The organism is Paenibacillus sp. JT31N11, from assembly GCF_056269285.1.
On record NZ_JBWDNQ010000015.1, the window covers coordinates 26,450 to 44,101 of the forward strand.

The 17,652-nt window shown below is 54.7% G+C and carries 15 protein-coding genes; 11 read left to right on the forward strand and 4 right to left on the reverse strand.

Annotated features, from left to right (window positions below; genetic code table 11):
• Positions 1-47: 47 nt before the first annotated feature.
• A complete protein-coding gene (locus tag AC0YNV_RS32615; protein WP_475771768.1) occupies positions 48-317 on the reverse strand; it encodes an SDR family oxidoreductase in 270 nt (89 codons plus the stop codon).
• Positions 318-493: 176 nt separating this feature from the next.
• Positions 494-1,363, reverse strand: coding sequence for a helix-turn-helix domain-containing protein (locus AC0YNV_RS32620; protein ID WP_475771769.1), 870 nt, complete (start codon positions 1,361-1,363; stop codon positions 494-496).
• A gap of 156 nt (positions 1,364-1,519) precedes the next feature.
• Here AC0YNV_RS32620 and AC0YNV_RS32625 point away from each other — a divergent pair, with 156 nt between their 5' ends.
• Positions 1,520-2,869: a sulfatase-like hydrolase/transferase gene (locus AC0YNV_RS32625; RefSeq protein ID WP_475771770.1), complete on the forward strand. Its 1,350-nt coding sequence runs from the start codon at positions 1,520-1,522 to the stop codon at positions 2,867-2,869.
• A gap of 502 nt (positions 2,870-3,371) precedes the next feature.
• Here the strand turns inward: AC0YNV_RS32625 and AC0YNV_RS32630 are convergent.
• The gene (locus tag AC0YNV_RS32630) at positions 3,372-4,268 is read right to left on the reverse strand and encodes an AraC family transcriptional regulator (RefSeq protein WP_475771771.1); all 897 of its coding nucleotides are present in this window, start codon (positions 4,266-4,268) and stop codon (positions 3,372-3,374) included.
• A 129-nt stretch (positions 4,269-4,397) separates the two neighbouring features.
• On the opposite strand from AC0YNV_RS32630, the gene AC0YNV_RS32635 reads away from it, so the two are divergent.
• The 7 genes from AC0YNV_RS32635 to AC0YNV_RS32665 all read left to right on the forward strand — a co-directional run bounded on the left by AC0YNV_RS32635 (position 4,398) and on the right by AC0YNV_RS32665 (position 13,427).
• Positions 4,398-5,174 carry a phytanoyl-CoA dioxygenase family protein gene (locus AC0YNV_RS32635; RefSeq protein ID WP_210046793.1) on the forward strand — a complete coding sequence of 259 codons (777 nt, stop codon included), beginning with the start codon at positions 4,398-4,400 and terminating at the stop codon, positions 5,172-5,174.
• A 301-nt stretch (positions 5,175-5,475) separates the two neighbouring features.
• On the forward strand, positions 5,476-6,201 hold the full coding sequence (locus tag AC0YNV_RS32640) for a hypothetical protein (RefSeq protein ID WP_475771772.1): 726 nt from the start codon (positions 5,476-5,478) through the stop codon (positions 6,199-6,201).
• A complete protein-coding gene (locus AC0YNV_RS32645) occupies positions 6,198-7,817 on the forward strand; it encodes an efflux RND transporter periplasmic adaptor subunit (RefSeq protein WP_475771773.1) in 1,620 nt (539 codons plus the stop codon). Before AC0YNV_RS32640 ends, AC0YNV_RS32645 begins: the two co-directional genes overlap by 4 nt.
• Complete coding sequence (locus AC0YNV_RS32650; protein WP_210046796.1) at positions 7,817-8,551, forward strand: ABC transporter ATP-binding protein; 735 nt, start codon at positions 7,817-7,819, stop codon at positions 8,549-8,551. The genes AC0YNV_RS32645 and AC0YNV_RS32650 overlap by 1 nt, the downstream gene beginning before the upstream one ends.
• Positions 8,517-9,689, forward strand: coding sequence for an ABC transporter permease (locus tag AC0YNV_RS32655; protein WP_475771774.1), 1,173 nt, complete (start codon positions 8,517-8,519; stop codon positions 9,687-9,689). Before AC0YNV_RS32650 ends, AC0YNV_RS32655 begins: the two co-directional genes overlap by 35 nt.
• A gap of 156 nt (positions 9,690-9,845) precedes the next feature.
• Entirely contained in the window at positions 9,846-12,959 is a 3,114-nt protein-coding gene (gene lacZ / locus AC0YNV_RS32660) for a beta-galactosidase, LacZ type (RefSeq protein WP_475771775.1), read from the forward strand.
• A gap of 165 nt (positions 12,960-13,124) precedes the next feature.
• A complete protein-coding gene (locus AC0YNV_RS32665; RefSeq protein WP_210046799.1) occupies positions 13,125-13,427 on the forward strand; it encodes a Dabb family protein in 303 nt (100 codons plus the stop codon).
• A 32-nt stretch (positions 13,428-13,459) separates the two neighbouring features.
• Here the strand turns inward: AC0YNV_RS32665 and AC0YNV_RS32670 are convergent, their stop codons facing one another.
• Positions 13,460-14,506, reverse strand: coding sequence for an efflux RND transporter periplasmic adaptor subunit (locus AC0YNV_RS32670; protein WP_475771776.1), 1,047 nt, complete (start codon positions 14,504-14,506; stop codon positions 13,460-13,462).
• A gap of 295 nt (positions 14,507-14,801) precedes the next feature.
• Between AC0YNV_RS32670 and AC0YNV_RS32675 the strand changes: the two genes are divergently transcribed.
• From AC0YNV_RS32675 to AC0YNV_RS32685, 3 genes are all read left to right on the forward strand, one after another.
• Positions 14,802-16,001 carry an MFS transporter gene (locus tag AC0YNV_RS32675; RefSeq protein WP_210046832.1) on the forward strand — a complete coding sequence of 400 codons (1,200 nt, stop codon included), beginning with the start codon at positions 14,802-14,804 and terminating at the stop codon, positions 15,999-16,001.
• Positions 16,002-16,052: 51 nt separating this feature from the next.
• Entirely contained in the window at positions 16,053-16,244 is a 192-nt protein-coding gene (locus tag AC0YNV_RS32680; RefSeq protein ID WP_475771777.1) for a hypothetical protein, read from the forward strand.
• 68 nt (positions 16,245-16,312) lie between these two features.
• A complete protein-coding gene (locus AC0YNV_RS32685; RefSeq protein WP_475771778.1) occupies positions 16,313-17,491 on the forward strand; it encodes a glycerate kinase in 1,179 nt (392 codons plus the stop codon).
• The last annotated feature ends 161 nt before the right edge of the window (positions 17,492-17,652 follow it).

A 17,652-nucleotide genomic window follows, 5' to 3' on the forward strand; every position in this document is an offset into this window, starting at 1 on the left:
ACTTGTGGGTGAGTACGTCACACTATTAAAAAATTCCATTAGGCCGATTAAACGGCTGTACGACCTCCATCGACAGGAAGAATGGCTCCATGAATAAAGCTGGAACTATCCGTTGCAAGAAAAATAATTGCAGCCGTGATCTCTTCAGATGAAGCGACACGTCCAGCGGGGGCCTGAGCTGCCAATTGCTCAAGAAAATCACCCATTCGAGATGCACCCTCGGTACGCGCTGGTCCCGGACTGACTGTATTGACTCGAACCCCATGAGGGCCGAACTCTGCAGTCCATAATAGAAAACCTACGAGCTTATTGGTCATCAAGCGGTCGCAATATTAAATGTTCCAGTTAGGAGAATTGCTGGTTTTGAATCTGGGGTGTTGGTAATTGGAGGAGTTCCAGAAGCTGGAAGGGCTGTGCGAACAGCTTCACGCGCCGGTTGGAGATTGTGACGTCTCCAAGACACGGCGAACTCGCTGCGTTGCAGCCGAAGGCATTACAGCTTTAGCGAATTATCATGACCACCGCGCTGCAAACGGCTGCGCTGCCGGAAGGCGCTCGGCGTGATTCCGTAATGTCGGGTAAACGAGCGCGAGAACGTAAACAGATCTGAATAACCCAGCGTCAAAGCGGCTTGTGTGATGTTGATTCCGTCTTCGGACAAAAGGCGAGCCGCTTTTTCCATGACCCATCGACGTTTGTATTCGGAGGGGGACACGCCGTATCGGCGGGTGAACATGCGCGTGAAGTGGCTGCGGTGAACGCCCGCCCAAGCGGATAAATCGTCCACTGTCAGATTCTCCGTGCAGTGAAGACGAATGTACTCCTGTACAGAGTCCAGCCAATGAGGGGATGGAGCGAGCGTATCCTGATCCTGAGGATCAATGCTCTGCAGCAGCCGATAGGCGAGAGACATCAGCGGGAAGCTGCGATCGATTCGAGACGGCCTCAGCTTGTCCAGCGCCTCCTGTACAATATCGAGTGAAGAATGGCTGAACGCTCCGCAGCGATAGGGGCGATAAGGGGCGAGGCTGACGCGCGCCAAGACGTCCGGCATCTGATCGCCCTTGAAGGCCATCCACATGAGCTTGACGGGCGGGCTATCACCCTCTTCGACATACGTATAGACGGATCCGGGAAAGAGGCAGAAGAGATCGCCTTCCGATAGGATGGCGGAGTTGCCGTCCCAACCGAATCTCACTTTGCCGCACGCAACGAAATGAATACTGTAGAATTCGACGGAACGGGGTCCGACCTGCTGGGCAAAATCGCATTGATAACCGGCTTTGAGCATCCACAAGCCCATCTTCTTCTCGAACGGTGCCGGATAGTTATAATATTCCTCTCTGTACTGATGTCGGTTCATGGCCGCGGATTCGCCCCTTTCACTTCGTAATATCCTCCGATTATACGTCATTCGCGCAACAAATTGTATAAAAATTGCAAGATGAGGACATTCCCGATCGCTCCTGCGCAAGGTAACCTAAGAACGGGTGAACCGAAACCGAGAGGGGAATGGAAGATGCAAGAGAACAATCGGCAAAAGCCGAACATCCTGATCATTTACTGCGACGATTTGGGCTACGGGGATCTGGGCTGCTACGGTTCGGAGACAGCCAAGACGCCCCATCTGGATCGTTTGGCATCTGAAGGAATCCGATTTACGAATTGGTATTCCAATTCACCGGTCTGCTCGCCGTCCCGTGCCGCCTTGTTGACGGGCCGTCATCCGGCGCGGGCCGGGGTGGATGAGATTCTGGGGGCAAAACGAGGGCTGCACGGGCTGCCGGCGACAGAGGTGACGCTGGCGAAGGCGCTTCAGACCGAAGGCTACCGCACCGCCGTGCACGGGAAGTGGCACTTGGGCGTATCCGAGGAGACCGGACCCAACGCGCACGGGTTCGACGAATTTTTCGGCTTCAAGGCCGGCTGCATCGATTTCTACTCGCATATTTTCTACTGGGGTCAAGGAGCGGGATTGAATCCGCTTCACGACCTGTGGGAGGACGAGACGGAGGTCTGGGAGAACGGGCGCTACATGACCGAGCTCATCACGGAGCGTTCCATCGAGTTCATCCGGCGTCAAGCGGAACGGGAGGAGTCTTTTTTCCTGTATGCCGCCTACAATGCCCCCCATTATCCGATGCATGCGCCGAAGGAATATATGGATCGGTTCGCATACCTCCCATGGGACCGTCAGGTCATGAACGCGATGATCGCCGCCGTGGACGACGGAGTGGGAGCTATAGTAAAGGAATTGAAACGAACGGGCAGCTACGAAAACACGATCATCTTCTTCTCCAGCGATAACGGACCGTCTCCCGAGAGCCGGAATTGGCTGGACGGCACGGAGGACGCATACTACGGCGGCAGCGCAGGCATCTTCCGCGGGCACAAGTTCAGCCTGTTCGACGGCGGCATTCGCGAACCCGCCATACTCAGTTGGCCGGCAGGACTGACGGGCGGACAGGTGAGCGACGAGATGACGGCGATGATCGACATTTTGCCGACGTTCCTCGACCTGTCCGGAGTCGACGCCGCGGCCGGACCGCTGAAGGATGTCCGCATCGACGGCCGCAGCCTGAAGCCGATGCTGCTGGAAGGCGAGCCGTCACCGCACCGGCAGTTATTCTGGGAATATCAGGGGCAACTGGCCGTGAGGGAAGGCGGCTGGAAGCTCGTACTGGACGGAAAGCTGGACGGCAGCCTTCCTCAGCCGGATCGTGTGCATCTGTCGGACCTGTCGAAGGATCCTGGGGAGCGGGTCAATGAGGCCGGCAGGCTTCCAGAGCTGACGGAACGATTGACACGGGCGGCGCAGGATTGGCTCGCCTCCTTGCGGGCGGATTCGCAAGGCCGTTCCCGCGACTAAAGGGAATCGGCTAGTTCGTCGATCGGTAGAACCTTATATTCCGCCTCTATCTCAGAAAATTAAAGATTCCCGCCGTCCATTCTGCCTTTTTGGCCTGGTGAACGACGCGGCTAGCCGCCCTTTCACCAGGCTGGGCTTGCAAAAATGCAGGCTTTTCATTCGGCTAGCGGTCTCCCGGAATGAACGCCTCGCCGAGCCGCACGATATTCAGATTATCATAATATTCGGCGATCGCCGGAATCGACAAATAATGCCGAAGAGGACGAACAGATTAAAGAAGATGAACAGGAGCGTCGGACACGACGACTAATGACTAAGCAGCATGAAGAGCTGACCCTTCGGCGAATCGGGATGGAACTCCTCCTCCTTCACTATCTGCCGGCGCAGGTGCAAAGTTATTTCATTCGAAGAGTCACAGGGGTTTGATTATCTTGTTCACCATTATAATATAGGGTCTTTTTTGTAATTGGCTTTTTTATGAACGATCGCACGCTGCATCCGGTTATGAATGAAGGGAATTTTGCTGTCCTGCGTAGTAATCCTCGCGATATTTGGCCGGTGTTGTGTTCATTAGCGCACGGAAGGTTCGTGTATAGTAATGGACAGAACCGAAGCCGGTCATTTCTGCTATCACTTTGATGGACAGATCGGAATGAAGCAATAAATCAGCCGATTGCCGGACGCGCTGCAGACGGACGTATTGTGAATAGGATTCACGAATATTGGAAGAGAATATACGGGACAAATGGCGCGGTGACACATTCAGATGCGCAGCGACCTTCCCCAGGGAAAGGTCATCATCGGACAGGTTGTCGCGGATGTACAGCTTGGCCTGCTTCAGAAGCAGCGCGGAGCTTCGATGGAGCGGGGTCCGCTCTCCCGAAGCTTTTAACACGAACAGCGGAACAAAGGAAAACAGCAGCGCGCGGGCCAGATCCGGCAGGGAGGATTCCGGAATGGCGGGCTGTTGGTCCTCTCTTGTCAGAAGTGACCGCCAAAGCAGCGCGGAGGGCAGATTGTCCCCGTTATGTTTGCAGACGTCGGTGGTTTCGGCAAGTGTCTGAAACGCTGCACGAACTTCCTCCGAGCATTCACTTTCATTCAGCTCGAAGGCAATAAAGATCAGCTGCATGCCTGCAGAAGACATAATTTGGTGATTAATTTCCGGCCGGGAACAGAACAAGCTTCCCTTGCTCAGCGGATAAAGAGTGCCATCATCCAAATAAGCGCCTTCGCCGCCCAGGACATAGCAGATTTCAAAATAGGAATGTTTGTGAAGAGAGTTGCTGAAATGCCGGGGCTCAAGCCCCCAGTAGTGGACGGTAAAGGAGGCGTCGGGCGACTTGATGCGGACTGCCTGCCGGTTCAGTCTGGTTTCGCTCTCAATCCAATGATACAAGGAGCTTCCTCCTAATCCAAGTTGGCGTAAAAAGACAAAAATATGACCCCATCGGCTAAAGATGCTAACCTGCTTGTAAGGCATAATGAGGGTATGAAAACGAGTTCATAGCAAACAGGAGGATCTAACATGATTAAAGCACAGGATGTCGATTTTTACAACGAACAGGGCTACTTGCTGGTCAAAGGCGTATTCAATAAAACCGAGGTAGAAGAGATGCGTGCGGCCGTCGGTAAAATCATCGATCGCGCGGCTCATGCCCGCAAAGACGTGAACCATGCCTGGCAGGGGGACTATTTGCCCCCGGACGAGCTGAAGAAGCTTGTGCTTAAGGGCTTCCATGACGTGCAGTATCACGATGCTTCGTTCATGCGCGCTATTGTACATCCCAACATGACATCGGTTCTGTCCCAGATTATCGGCCCCAATGTCCAGCTTCATCATTCCAAAATGCTGGTCAAGCCGCCCGAGAACGGCGCCGCATTCCCGATGCATCAGGATCATCCATATTTTCCGCATGAGCAGCATACGATGCTGGCGGCGAGCGTCCATCTGGACGATGCCAATGTTGAGAACGGCTGTCTGCATGTTATACCGGGCTCGCATAAAGAAGGCACTCTGCCGCATGTGGGCAAGCATTATCTGAATGCCAAGGAATATCCGATTTCCATGGGAACGCCATGCCCGGCGGAGGCAGGGGATGTATTGTTCTTCAATTATCTGACCATTCATGGATCTCCAGCGAATCTTAGCGAACGGACACGCCGGAACGTGCTGTTCCAATACCGCAGCGCGACGGATTTCCCAGTAGAGAATACGCACATCAATTGGGGCCAAGGCTTGATGGTCTGCGGAGAAAACCCGAACTTCGACCGGGTGAGCCCGAAATTCAAGGTCGAAGAATAAGCGGTTGGTTCAGAAATAAGCACAATATGGTTTGTTCAAAGAAGAGGGCGATGTCTGCTCTCTTCTTTTTTGTGACCGTATAAACATTTGTAGGTGTCACTCTTACAAATGTCTGCAAGGTCTGGAGGGAAGAAATGAACTTGGCCGCAAGAGGACGGGGGAGCGGTTTTGCCTGTGTCTGGACCAGACGAAATTTGCCGGATAGCAAAATGTTCCTGCTTCATTTTAAATTCATCTAGGAATGCTATTCTACCCGTGGAAGATTGAGAGAATGTTCATGGAGAGATGGGAGCAACGCCTTATGGAAAATTGGAAAATAAAGCTTGCTGTTGGAACGCTGCTGCTAACTTTGCTACTGACAGGCTGCGGCGAGGCAAACAATACGGCTGCCGGAGAAAATGCGTTGACCGGCAATACGGCAGGTGTGCAGTCAACCGGTACGGCATCCGCTCCGAACGGCCAGCAAGGAGAGGATGCGGCGAACATGCCGGATATGATTGCGAAGGTGGCTGCGGCCAGTGCCGATTCCATTGTTGTCTTGAAATCGACTGCACAGCCTTCGCAAATGCCGGGAGGCGGCGTGCGCGGCAGACAGGGAGCGGGTGGACGAGCTCCCGCAGGTGATGGTCCATCTGCTCCCGGTGGTGGAACGTCCGGAAGCGAGCAAACTCCTTCTGAGGGAGCAACGCCTGGAAATGGTCAAGCTGCATCTGGCGGTGCTCAGCGAGGTGACACCACAGGAGCCCAAGGGGACAGGCTTGGCGGCGGCAAGGGAGTCAGGCCTGCCGGCGGCTTTCAGATGGAATTTGCCGCAGACCAAACAACGATACCGTTAAATGCCGACACGACAATAAATGAAATGACAAGGGGAGAGGGCGGCCCAAGTGAAAGTCAGCTGCAGGCTTCCGATTTGAAGGAAGGCGATATCGTCATGATTTGGCTCGCAGACGACGGCAAGACGGCGCTGACAATCCGAAAGCAGCAGTTTGGTCAGGGGAATAGGGGAAAGGCGGGTAGCGATCAATGAGAAAGTGGTGGATATTAGGTATCGGAGTGCTGTTAGTTGCAGCGGCGGGTGTCGCTTATTTCAAGTGGGACAAGAAAGAAGTGGTCGTAGCTGCTCCAGTTGCGACTGCACAGGTTGTTAAAGGCACAATCGAAGTGAATGTCAGCGGGACAGGAAGCATTGCTCCTGCCGAGAAGGAGACCGTGAAGTCCGGCAAGCAGGGCGTCATTGGCGAAGTGAAGGTGAAGCAGGGCGACAAGGTGAAGAAAGGCGGCGTGCTGGCAACGCTGGAAGGCGAAGACAACACGGATAAAATCAAGACCGAGGAGGTCAATCTGGAGAAGAAGCTGCTTCAGCTGGAAAGTACGCAGGACCAGTACAAGATGGAGACGGATGATAAAAACATCAGCAGCCTGAAGCTCAGCATGAAGCAGCAGCAGCTGGATATCGATCAATCCAGAGAGACGATAGCCGATCTGAAGGATGCAGTGGCGGAAGAGACGATTGTTGCGCCGGTGAGCGGGACGGTCACGACATTGTCCGTGGCTGACGGGGATACGCTTAACGGCTCTACAGAACTGATGGAGATTGCAGATTATGATCATTATGAAATTATCGTAGGCATCGATGAGCTTGATATTTCCAAGGTGAAGGTCGGTCAAAGCGCGAAAGTAACGGTAGAAGCGCTGGCTGACCAAACGTTCACAGGCAAGGTTTCAGAAATAGCTAATGAGGGAACGGCAAACAATGGCGTGGCCTCGTTCGACGTAACAGTGGCGCTGGATACGGCTGCAGGTCTGAAATCCGGCATGTCCGCGGAAGCGAGCATCCAGGTAGAGAAGAAGGAAAATACGTTGATGCTGCCTATCGATGCCGTCCAATCGCTTGGCGGAAGGTATATGGTTATTCTTCCTGCCTCGGCGCAAGCTGCGGGTGCTCAAGGAGCAGCAGGCGGCAGAGGAAGAAATGCTGAAGGCGGAGGATACTCAGGCGGCAAAGCAGGAGCCGGAACAGGTGGAACGGCTGGCGGCCAGGCTGGTACCGGAACAAGTGGAGAGGCAGGAGGCCAGGCTGGTACCGGAGGGAGTGGAGCTGTAGGAGGTCAAGGCGGTACTGGAGCAAGTGGAGAGGCAGGAGGCCAAGGCGGTGCTAGAGCGAGTGGAGAGGCAGGAGGCCAAGCTGGCGCCGGGGCGAATGGAGCGGCAGGAGGCCAAGCTGGCGCCGGAGCGAATGGAGCGGCAGGAGGCCAAGCCGGAGGATATGGCGGTCAGTACAGGGGCGCGGGAGGCGCTCAAGCCGGCAGAGGGCAGGCTGCTGCCGGAAGAAACGGTCAGAACGGCGCAGCCAGCCGATTGGGAGGAACCCCGCAGATGATCGAGGTGGGCATTCATAATGAAGATTATATTGAAGTTCTTTCCGGATTGACGGAAGGGGAGCGGGTCGTGTTACCGACAGTCATTACCCCATCGACTGGAGCTAACCAGCAGCAGGCGGCAATAGGCGCCTTGGGCGGTTTAGGCGGACTCGGAGGGGGAGGAGGCGCTACCCGATTCGGAGCAGGCGGAGGCGGTGGATTCCAGGGCGGAGGACAGCGTAGTGCCGGCGCTTCGGCCGCCCGCGGCGGAGGGGCTGGATAATGGAAGCGAAACGTGAACCGCTCATTCGCATCGAGACCTTATCCAAACAGTATAAAATGGGCGGAGAAACCGTTCATGCACTCAGCGATATTTCGCTTCGCGTCGATTATGGTGATTTTATTGCCATTATCGGTCCGTCCGGCTCCGGCAAATCGACGCTGATGAATGTGATCGGCTGTCTGGATGCCCCCACCTCCGGAGCCTATTGGCTGGACGGGGAGGAAGTGAGCCGGCTTCGCGAAAGCCGGCTTGCGGAAATCCGCAATAAAAAAATCGGTTTTATTTTTCAGGGCTTCAACCTGCTTAACAAGCTGTCCGCGCTCGAGAATGTCGAGCTTCCGCTGATCTATAGGGGAGTTCCCGGCAAGCAGCGCAAGGAGCAGGCGATCGAAGCGCTGCGCAAGGTGGGTCTCGAGGGGCGCGTCGGGCACCGGCCAAGCGAGCTGTCGGGCGGTCAGCAGCAAAGGGTGGCGATCGCCAGGGCGCTTGCAGGCAACCCTCCTATCCTGCTTGCCGATGAGCCGACCGGCGCGCTGGATACGCGCACGGGCGTTGAGGTCATGTCGCTGATGAAGGAGCTTAATAAGGAAGGTCATACGATTGTCCTGATCACGCATGACCTGAAAATCTCCGAACAGGCAAGACGGGTGGTCCGCATACAGGACGGCCAAATCAGCGAGGAAGGCGGTGATTCGAGAAGTGAACGTCAGCCAAGCCTTCAAAATGGCAATTAAAAGTATACTATCCAACAAAATGCGATCGCTGCTTACCATGCTCGGCATTATTATTGGGGTTGCAGCCGTTATTGCGCTTGTCGGAGTCGGCCAGGGTACGACCAAATCGGTTACCGACCAGGTGGAGAGCCTGGGAACCAACCTTCTGACTGTTAATATAACGGGCCGCGGCTCACAAACCACAATAGATTATAAAGAAGCGGAAGAAATAACCGATCAGGATAACATCGAATTTGCCGCACCCCTTAATCAGTCCACGGGGAACGGCAAGAACGGGTCGGAGTCCGTCTCTGTCAGCGTGGTGGGGACGACGGCGGATTATCTGGATTTGAAGGATTACGGACTGGCGGCGGGAAGGTTCGTATCCCAAATCGATCTCGATTACTACCAGAAGATCGCGATTCTCGGGGCAACGACGGCAAGGGACCTGTTTGGTTCGGACAATGCGGTCGGGCAGTCCTTTCTCCTCAATGGCGTGCGCTATAAAGTCGTCGGCGTGCTGGCTGCCAAGGGAAGCTCGCTCACCGGCTCCAATGACGAGGTGATCATCATTCCGATTACAACCTCCGAGCGCCTGTTCAAATCCAAGGGCGTGAAAACCATTAACGTCCAGGTCGCAGCCTCGGACCAGATGGATGCCGTTACGGCTGAGCTTGAGGCGGCGCTGACGAAGAAATTCCGCGGCGATACGAACAGCTTCCGCGTCTTCAATCAGCAGGATCTGCTGGACTCGTTCAGCAGCATCTCGGGTACACTCTCGCTCGCGCTGGGCGGGGTGGCGGCCATCTCACTCTTGGTCGGCGGGATCGGAATCATGAATATTATGCTCGTATCGGTGACGGAGAGGACCCGGGAAATCGGCATCCGCAAGGCGATCGGCGCCAAGAAGAAGGATATTCTGATCCAGTTTCTGATCGAAGCCATTGCGCTCAGCGGCTTGGGTGGACTGCTCGGGGTGGGAATCGGTGTCGGCGTAGCCCAGATTTTGTCCAGGACGATGAGCATGACGGTGGTGATCTCCATGCCTGTGATCGGACTGGCGTTCGGCTTCTCGGTCTTCATCGGAGTCCTGTTCGGGCTGTTTCCGGCGAATAAGGCTTCCGGTCTGCGTCCGATCGAGGCGCTGCGCTTTGAATAAGGCGGATTCTTCCAGGGGAGCATACCCATATCCGGTATGCTCTCTTTTTTCTATTCCTTTTTTCGATATTCCCTGCCTGATTATTGCATTTACTTGTACCGTCAAGATTCGCTAAAGTGAGGTTAAGCGTTTAATCTGCACAAAAGAGGTGTAAAGGTGAAAAAGAAATACGTATACAGCCCTCCTGCCAACGGATACCCGGAGTGGAACAACAATCCCGAAATCTTTCAATTAAACCGGATGAAGGCGCACACGGCGCTTATTCCTTTCGAAACGGTAGAAGATGCGCTTAAAGGCGACAGCCTGTCATCGCCAAATGTGAAGCTTCTAAGCGGACAATGGAAGTTTGCCTGGGCGCCAACGCCTGATAAACGGATCGCAAATTTCTACGAACAAGGCTTCGACAGCAGCGCATGGGATGAAATTACGGTTCCCGCCCATTGGCAGCTGCAGGGCTATGATTATCCGCAGTATACGAATATCCGCTATCCGTGGGAGGAAACAGAGGAGCTGATGCCTCCCTTTGCCCCGACAAAATATAATCCGGTAGGCTCGTATGTGCGAACCTTTACGGTTCCAAGTAACTGGCAGGGCCAGCCCGTTTACATCATCTTTCAAGGGGTGGAATCGGCTTTTTATGTATGGGTGAACGGCGATCTTGTCGGTTACAGCGAGGATACGTTTACTCCGGCCGAATTTGATCTGACGCCTTATCTGATTGAAGGAGAGAACAAGCTGGCGGTTGAAGTGTACCGCTGGTGCGATGCAAGCTGGCTGGAGGATCAGGATTTCTGGCGGATGAGCGGCATCTTCCGCGATGTATATTTGTATACCACGCCTAAAGCGCATCTGTATGATTGCTATGTTACGACAGAGCTGGACGGAAACTACAAGGACGCCAAGCTTAACATCAGGGCGACCATAGGGAATGCTTTTGAGGAGAATCTGGGTGTGCTGACTGTCGAAGCGCAGCTGTATGATTCCAAGGGACAAACGGTTCTGGCCGAGCCGCTGACCCTATCCGCCGCGCTGAACGCAGCGCCGTCCATCGATATTGAGGCGGCTCAGGATATTATGGATCCGCTCAAATGGAGCGCTGAGCATCCTAATCTGTATTCGCTTGTGCTCAGCTTGAAGGACGAGGCGGGCCATCTGCTGGAGGCTGTAAGCTTCCGTATCGGCTTCCGCACGTTCGAGCTGAAGGATGGTTTGATGCTCATTAACGGCAAAAGGATCGTGTTCAAAGGCGTCAACCGCCATGAATTCTCCTGTCTTACGGGCAGAGCGATCAGCTATGAAGAAATGGTCACGGATGTGAAGCTGATGAAGGCTTATAATATTAATGCCGTCCGGACTTCTCATTATCCGAATCATCCAAAGTGGTATGATCTGTGCGATGAATACGGCTTGTACGTCATAGACGAAACCAATCTGGAGACGCATGGCAGCTGGACCTACCTGCAGGATGAATTCAGCGCTTCAACCGTTCCTGCGAGCCGTCCGGAATGGACAGCCAATGTGCTTGACCGTGCCAATTCCATGCTGCAGCGCGACAAGAATCACCCTTCGATCATCATCTGGTCCCTGGGAAATGAATCGCATGGCGGCGATAATTTTGTGAAAATGCATGATTTCCTGCGTGAGGCGGATCCTACACGACTGGTTCATTATGAAGGCGTCTTTCAGTGGCGCGCGTCGGAGGCGGCCTCCGACATGGAGAGCCAGATGTATACTAGACCAGCCAAAATCGAGGAATATGCGCTGAACAAGCCCAAGAAGCCTTTTATTCTCTGCGAGTACAGCCATGCGATGGGCAATTCATGCGGAGGCCTGCATCACTATGCGGAGCTGTTCGACCGCTATCCTGTGCTGCAGGGCGGATTTATCTGGGATTGGGTCGATCAGGCGATATGGACCAGAAATGCGGATGGCGTCGAATTTATGGCGTACGGCGGGGACTTCGGCGAGAATCCGCATGACGGCAACTTCTGCGGCAACGGAATTATTTTCGCGGACCGTACGGTCTCTCCCAAGCTCTATGAGGTCAAGAAGTGCTATGAGAACATCCGCATAACCGCGGTTGATATGGAAAAAGGCGTTCTCAAGGTCGAGAATAAATTTCTCTTCACCAATCTGGGCGACTACACGCTGCAATGGGTTGTGACGGTGGACGGACATACTGAGAACCAAGGTACCGGACATGCTGCCATAGCGCCGGGCGAGACTCAGGAAATAACAATCCCTCTGGAGGGGATTGCCTTCAAGAATGGCGAAGCGGTATTGACCGTAAGCTTCCTGACGAAGCAGGTTTCGAAATGGGCTGAGGCCAGACATGAAGTTGCCTTCCAGCAGTTCATTCTTCCTGCACCGCGCATAGCTTCTGTGACTGGCGCCAAGAATCCGGGCTTATCGGCTGCACTCTCGACTGAGGAAAGTGCAGCTTCCCTGACCGTTGCCGGTCAAGGCTTCTCTGCCAGTTTCGATAAAGCGACAGGAAGTCTCTCTTCCTTCATTGTGAAGGGCAATGAGCTGCTGAGCAGCGCCTTGATACCGAATTTCTGGCGTGCTCACACAGACAATGACCGCGGCAACAAGCAGCATGAACGCAGCGCTACCTGGCGTTCTGCGGGAGAAGAGCGGATTTTGCGCGAGCTGACCTGGGAGGTGCTGCAGGACCGGGTTATCGTGCGCGGAAGCTACTTCCTGCCGACCACAACAGCATCGGAATGCGAGCTGGTCTATACCGTGAAGGCAGCAGGTGAGATTGAAGTGTATGAACAGCTCACTCCAGGAGAAAATCTTCCGGAAATTCCGGAGATTGGCGTTATGCTCGTCATGGATGGCTCATACGAAAATCTCGAATGGTACGGCAAGGGACCGCATGAATCGTATTGGGACCGCCAATCGGGAGCGAAGCTTGGCCTATACAGGGGTAAAGTGGCTGATCAATTCGTGCCTTATCTCCGTCCGCAGGAATGCGGGAATAAAATGGGCGTGAGGCATGCTTCCGTCACGAATGGTCAAGGATCGGGGCTTGCAGTCATTGGATCGCCGGCAATCGAGCTGAACGTGCTGCCGCATACGCCATCGGAACTGGAGAATCACGATCATGTCTATAAGCTGCCGCGCAGCAACAAGACGGTTGTACGCATCAATCACAAGCAGATGGGTGTCGGCGGAGATGACAGCTGGGGTGCTCAGGCACATCCCGAATATGTGCTGCATGCCAATAAAACCTATGCTTTCTCCTTTACCTTAAAAGGAATTTAAACACACGGATCGGGCCTGTCCAGCAGCCGGTGGATAAGATTCATCATATAAATGAACAGCCCCCGGACAAAGTTTCATGTGCGGGGGCTGCTCATTTTCAGGAAGATTGATATATAATAGGGACAGAAGTCTTCATCCAATACATATAATGGAGGTTTACCAAGCATGTATGAGCATCTGGTTTCATTTAAATTCAAGGACTCCATCTCCGGAGAACAGGAGAAGCTGCTGCTGGACACCCTATACGCCTTCAAGGGGCAAATACCGGGACTTATTGAACTGACGGCCGGCTTGAATGTGACGGAGGAGACGGGGAATATTCACGGATATACGCTGGGTCTCCGCGTGACCTTTGACAGCCGCGAGGCGCTGCAGCAGTATGGTCCCCACCCGCTTCATCAACAGTTTGTAAAGCTGCTTGACGGTATATTGGACAATGTGGTTGTAATCGATTATCCGATACGATAGCGCCATAACGAACCCGGCAGGCGTCCGGTTAATTAATTGATAATGACTTTCTGTCCTTCTTCAAGACCCTTGACGATTTCCACCTCGGCAGAGGTCATAAGTCCGGTCTGGACGTCCAGCTCCTTGACGCGCTCGCCATCGATCACCTGCACAGTCGAACGGCCCAGGAAGGTCCGCAGACCTGAACGCGGAATGATAAGGACATTATCCTTCTTCTCAATAAACAGCTTGATACCGACATATTCGCCAATTTTTATTACGGGCTTGGGCGCGTTGAAGGCGATGATCAGAGCCTTGGCATTGCGTTTCTGAATATTGGGGTCACTGGACTTGGGCGCAGTGGATGGGATTTGTGCGACTTTTCCCTGATAGGTCTTCCCGCTGTAGGTAATCGCAACCGGCGTATCCTTTTTGATTCCGGTAATGCTTTTGATGTCGGTGGCTTCATAAATCAGATCGATGGAATCCGGATTGGAAATGGTGGCGACGGTCTGGAAGGCCGTCACTCCCTCGCCTGGATCGGGAACCGACAGATACGTGATTTTACCGCTTACGGGAGCAAGCAGCAAAGATTTTTGATATTCGCTCTCAAGCGATTCCAGAATCAGCTTCTCCCGGTCAAGATCAATCTGGGTGAGGCGGGAATCCTTCTTGTCAGCTTCAGACTTTACCGTTGTGGAGAATACGATCTGCTTCTGCTCCACGCTCAGCTTCTGCAGCTTGATGCGCGTCTGCAAATCTCCTGTGTCCAGCTCCGCGATCGGTGAGCCGGCCGAGATGAGGTCGCCAGACTGAACAAACATCTGTTTGATTCGTCCGCCGGATTCGGGGAAGGAAACGGAAGTATTGCTGCTGGACAATGCCGTTGCGGTAGAATCCAGATACCGCTCGATACTCCCTTTTTTCACCAGGGCAGTTTCCTGATCGGTCTGTCTTTTCTGCTGAATCGGAGGCTGCAGCGCCTCTTCTTCCTCAGGCAGCAAAGAGCAGCCGGAGAGCAGTGCGGCGATGAGACATGCAGCTGCAGCGAGGCGAAGCCCGCCAAAAATCTTATATTTATGAAGTCGAATACCCGGCATCATATTTCCCCCTTTGATATGGGCTTATCCTAATCAAAGTGTAACGACGATGGAGAATAGTGTCAACGTTTTCATTTCCAGAAATTAGCGGGATTGTTCTGCGATTGCCCGGGAAATATGTCGAGACTGTTCCAGGAATGGGCAGCAGCAGGTGTAGAAGAAAGATAATCGTTTGGAAATATAACAATAAAAAGATCCGGGAACGGCGGCAGCTGTTTCTTCTTAAGTTGCCAGCGGAAATGGGAATTTCTGTGCAACTGTGAAAGGCGGTAATGAATTGTCCACAGCAACGCAAATGCGCTCGACCACGGTTCAAACGGGAACCCTGTACGCCATTTTATTTGCCATCAGCTCTGTTCACATGCTTAATGATACGATGCAAGCCGTCGTGTCCGCCCTGTTTCCTATTTTGCAAAAATCGCTTCTGCTGTCATATGGCCAAATCGGCTGGATTGCTTTCACGCTTAACATGACCTCATCGGTGATGCAGCCGCTCGTCGGCTTCTTCTCGGATAAGCGTCCTTCTCCCTGGATGCTCCCGGTTGGAATGGGCATGAGTCTGCTGGGGATGGCTGGTCTGGCATATGCGCCGAGCTTCTGGCTCGTGCTGCTTGCCGTTGTATTTGTCGGGATAGGCTCAGCCGTCTTTCATCCCGAGGGTTCGAGGGTAGTGTTCTTCGCTGCCGGCGGCCGCCGCGCTCTGGCGCAATCGATCTATCAGGTTGGGGGGAACACAGGCAGCTCGCTGGCTCCGCTGATGACGATCTTCATATTCGTGCCGCTTGGCCAGAAGGGCGCTGTATGGGGAACGCTGCTTGCGGCAGCGGCAATTCTCGTTCTGCTGCGTGTTGTGCCATGGTACAAACAGCAGCTTGCGCTGTACGGCAAACCGGTCAAGAGGGCGGTAAGCAAAGTTATGAACGAGGATGCCAAACGGGAGCGGTCAGTCATTGTTATGGCGCTTTCGATTCTGGTTCTGCTGGTGTTTGCACGATCCTGGTATGTCAGCGGCATTTCGACATTTTATCAGTTTTATGTAGAAACAAGTTACGGGCTTTCCGTTAAAGCCGCGCAGGTGCCGATTTTTCTGTTCATGGCTGCAGGCGTTATCGGAACCTTCTTTGGTGGCGTAATGGCAGACAAAATCGGCCGCAAGAAAATGATTTTATTTTCCATAGGCGGCTCTGCCCCGTTTGCTCTATTGCTCCCGCATATGCCGCTAGGCTGGGTGTATCCCATTATATTTATATTGGGTTTTATTATTATGTCCGGCTTCTCGGTGAGCGTCGTCTATGCGCAGGAGCTGCTGCCGGGGAAGGTCGGCATGGCGTCGGGCCTGATTACCGGCTTTGCTTTTGGCATGGGCGCTCTTGGAGCGGTGGTGCTCGGAAAACTGGCTGAAGTATGGGGACTGGCGGATGTTATGACATACTCCAGCATCCTGCCCTTGATCGGCCTTCTGTCCATTCTGCTGCCGCCGGACCGGCGGGAGTGATGGACGAAATAGGGCGTCCGTAGTGACTGGTGCTGTGCAGAGAAGAGACCGGTGCTGTCAGACGGCGCACCGGCGGGAGTGATGGACGAAATAGGCGTCCGTAATGACTGGTGCTGTGCAGAGAAGAGACCGGTGCTGCCAGACGGCGCACCGGCGGGAGTGATGGACGAAATAGGCACCCTTAATAATCGGTACTGCGCAGTGTCGAATCCGGGCTGCCAGACGGCGGCCGGCCATTGTTGAGGATTCGTGGACGGGGCGGGTTGGGAGAAACAGCAAATAACCAAGCAGTTCAATAAGGGGGAAGTACGATGAGCGATTCGGAACAACTGGGCGGGAGTCGTCCATTCAAGGTTGTCATTGCTCCTGATTCATTCAAGGGAAGCCTGAGCAGCGCCGAGGTTGCCGCAGCAATGGGCGAGGGGGTTAAACGCGCCGCTCCTCATGCCGAGATAGTCTCTATTCCTGTAGCTGATGGAGGGGAAGGAACCATTGACGCTCTGCTGGCTTCCATAGAAGGAGAACGGTATAACGTAACCGTTACCGGTCCGCTGGGCAAACCTGTGGATGCCGCGTATGCGCTGCTGGCAAACGGTATGGCCGTCATCGAGATGGCAGCGGCATCGGGACTGCCGCTCATCACCTCTGATGAGCGGGACTCGCTTGGGGCTACGACCTACGGAACAGGTGAGTTGGTCCGCCACGCTCTTGATCAGGGCAGCCGGAAGATGATGATCACGCTTGGCGGCAGCGCCACGACCGATGGCGGCATGGGGATGGGACAAGCGCTTGGTTTCCGCTTTCTGGATGACGAAGGCCGCGAGCTCGGCTTCGGCGGGGGAGAGCTGGAGCGGCTGGCCGCCATTGACGCATCTGCAGCGGATCCCCGGCTGGCGGAAACGGAGGTAACGGTATGCTGCGACGTTACCAATCCTCTTTATGGCAAGCAGGGCGCGGCCTTTATATTCGCGCCGCAGAAAGGTGCCGACGAGGCCGCGGTTCTTCGGCTCGACCGCGGCCTGCGGCGTTATGCCGCCGTGCTGCACAGCTCGCTCGGCGTGCAGGTGGACAGCCTGCCGGGAGCCGGCGCGGCAGGCGGCATGGGTGCTGGCAGCGCGGCCTTGCTGCGCGCTGCGCTGCGCCCGGGTTTCACCCTCATTGCCGGGATTACCCGGCTGGAGGATGTGATTGCGGGAGCGGCCCTCGTCCTGACAGGCGAGGGCCGGACCGACGGGCAAACCGCCGGCGGCAAAGCGCCCGCCGGCGTTGCGGGCCTTGCCCGCAAGCATGGCGTGCCCGCCGTCTGCATCTCCGGCGGGCTTGGCCCCGGGGTTGACGCCTTGTATGCGCAAGGCGTCACAGCCCTGATGAGCATCGTCGATGGCCCGATGGGCCTGGACGATGCAATAGCCGGCGCCCGGCCGCTGCTGGCGCGGGCCGCCGAGAATGCGGCGCGGATCTTCCTGGCCGGCGCCCGATCGCGCGGCTAGCGCGGCATATAACGCGGGATGCCATGGTTAACAGGCATCCTGCGGACGATTACGATAACCAGAAAGCCCCTTCCGCAATCCGAAGGGGCTTTCTGGTTTATATCTGTAACCCCACAAAGCCTGCTGAATAGTTGCTTTTATTTGTGGACATCCGCTGGCGA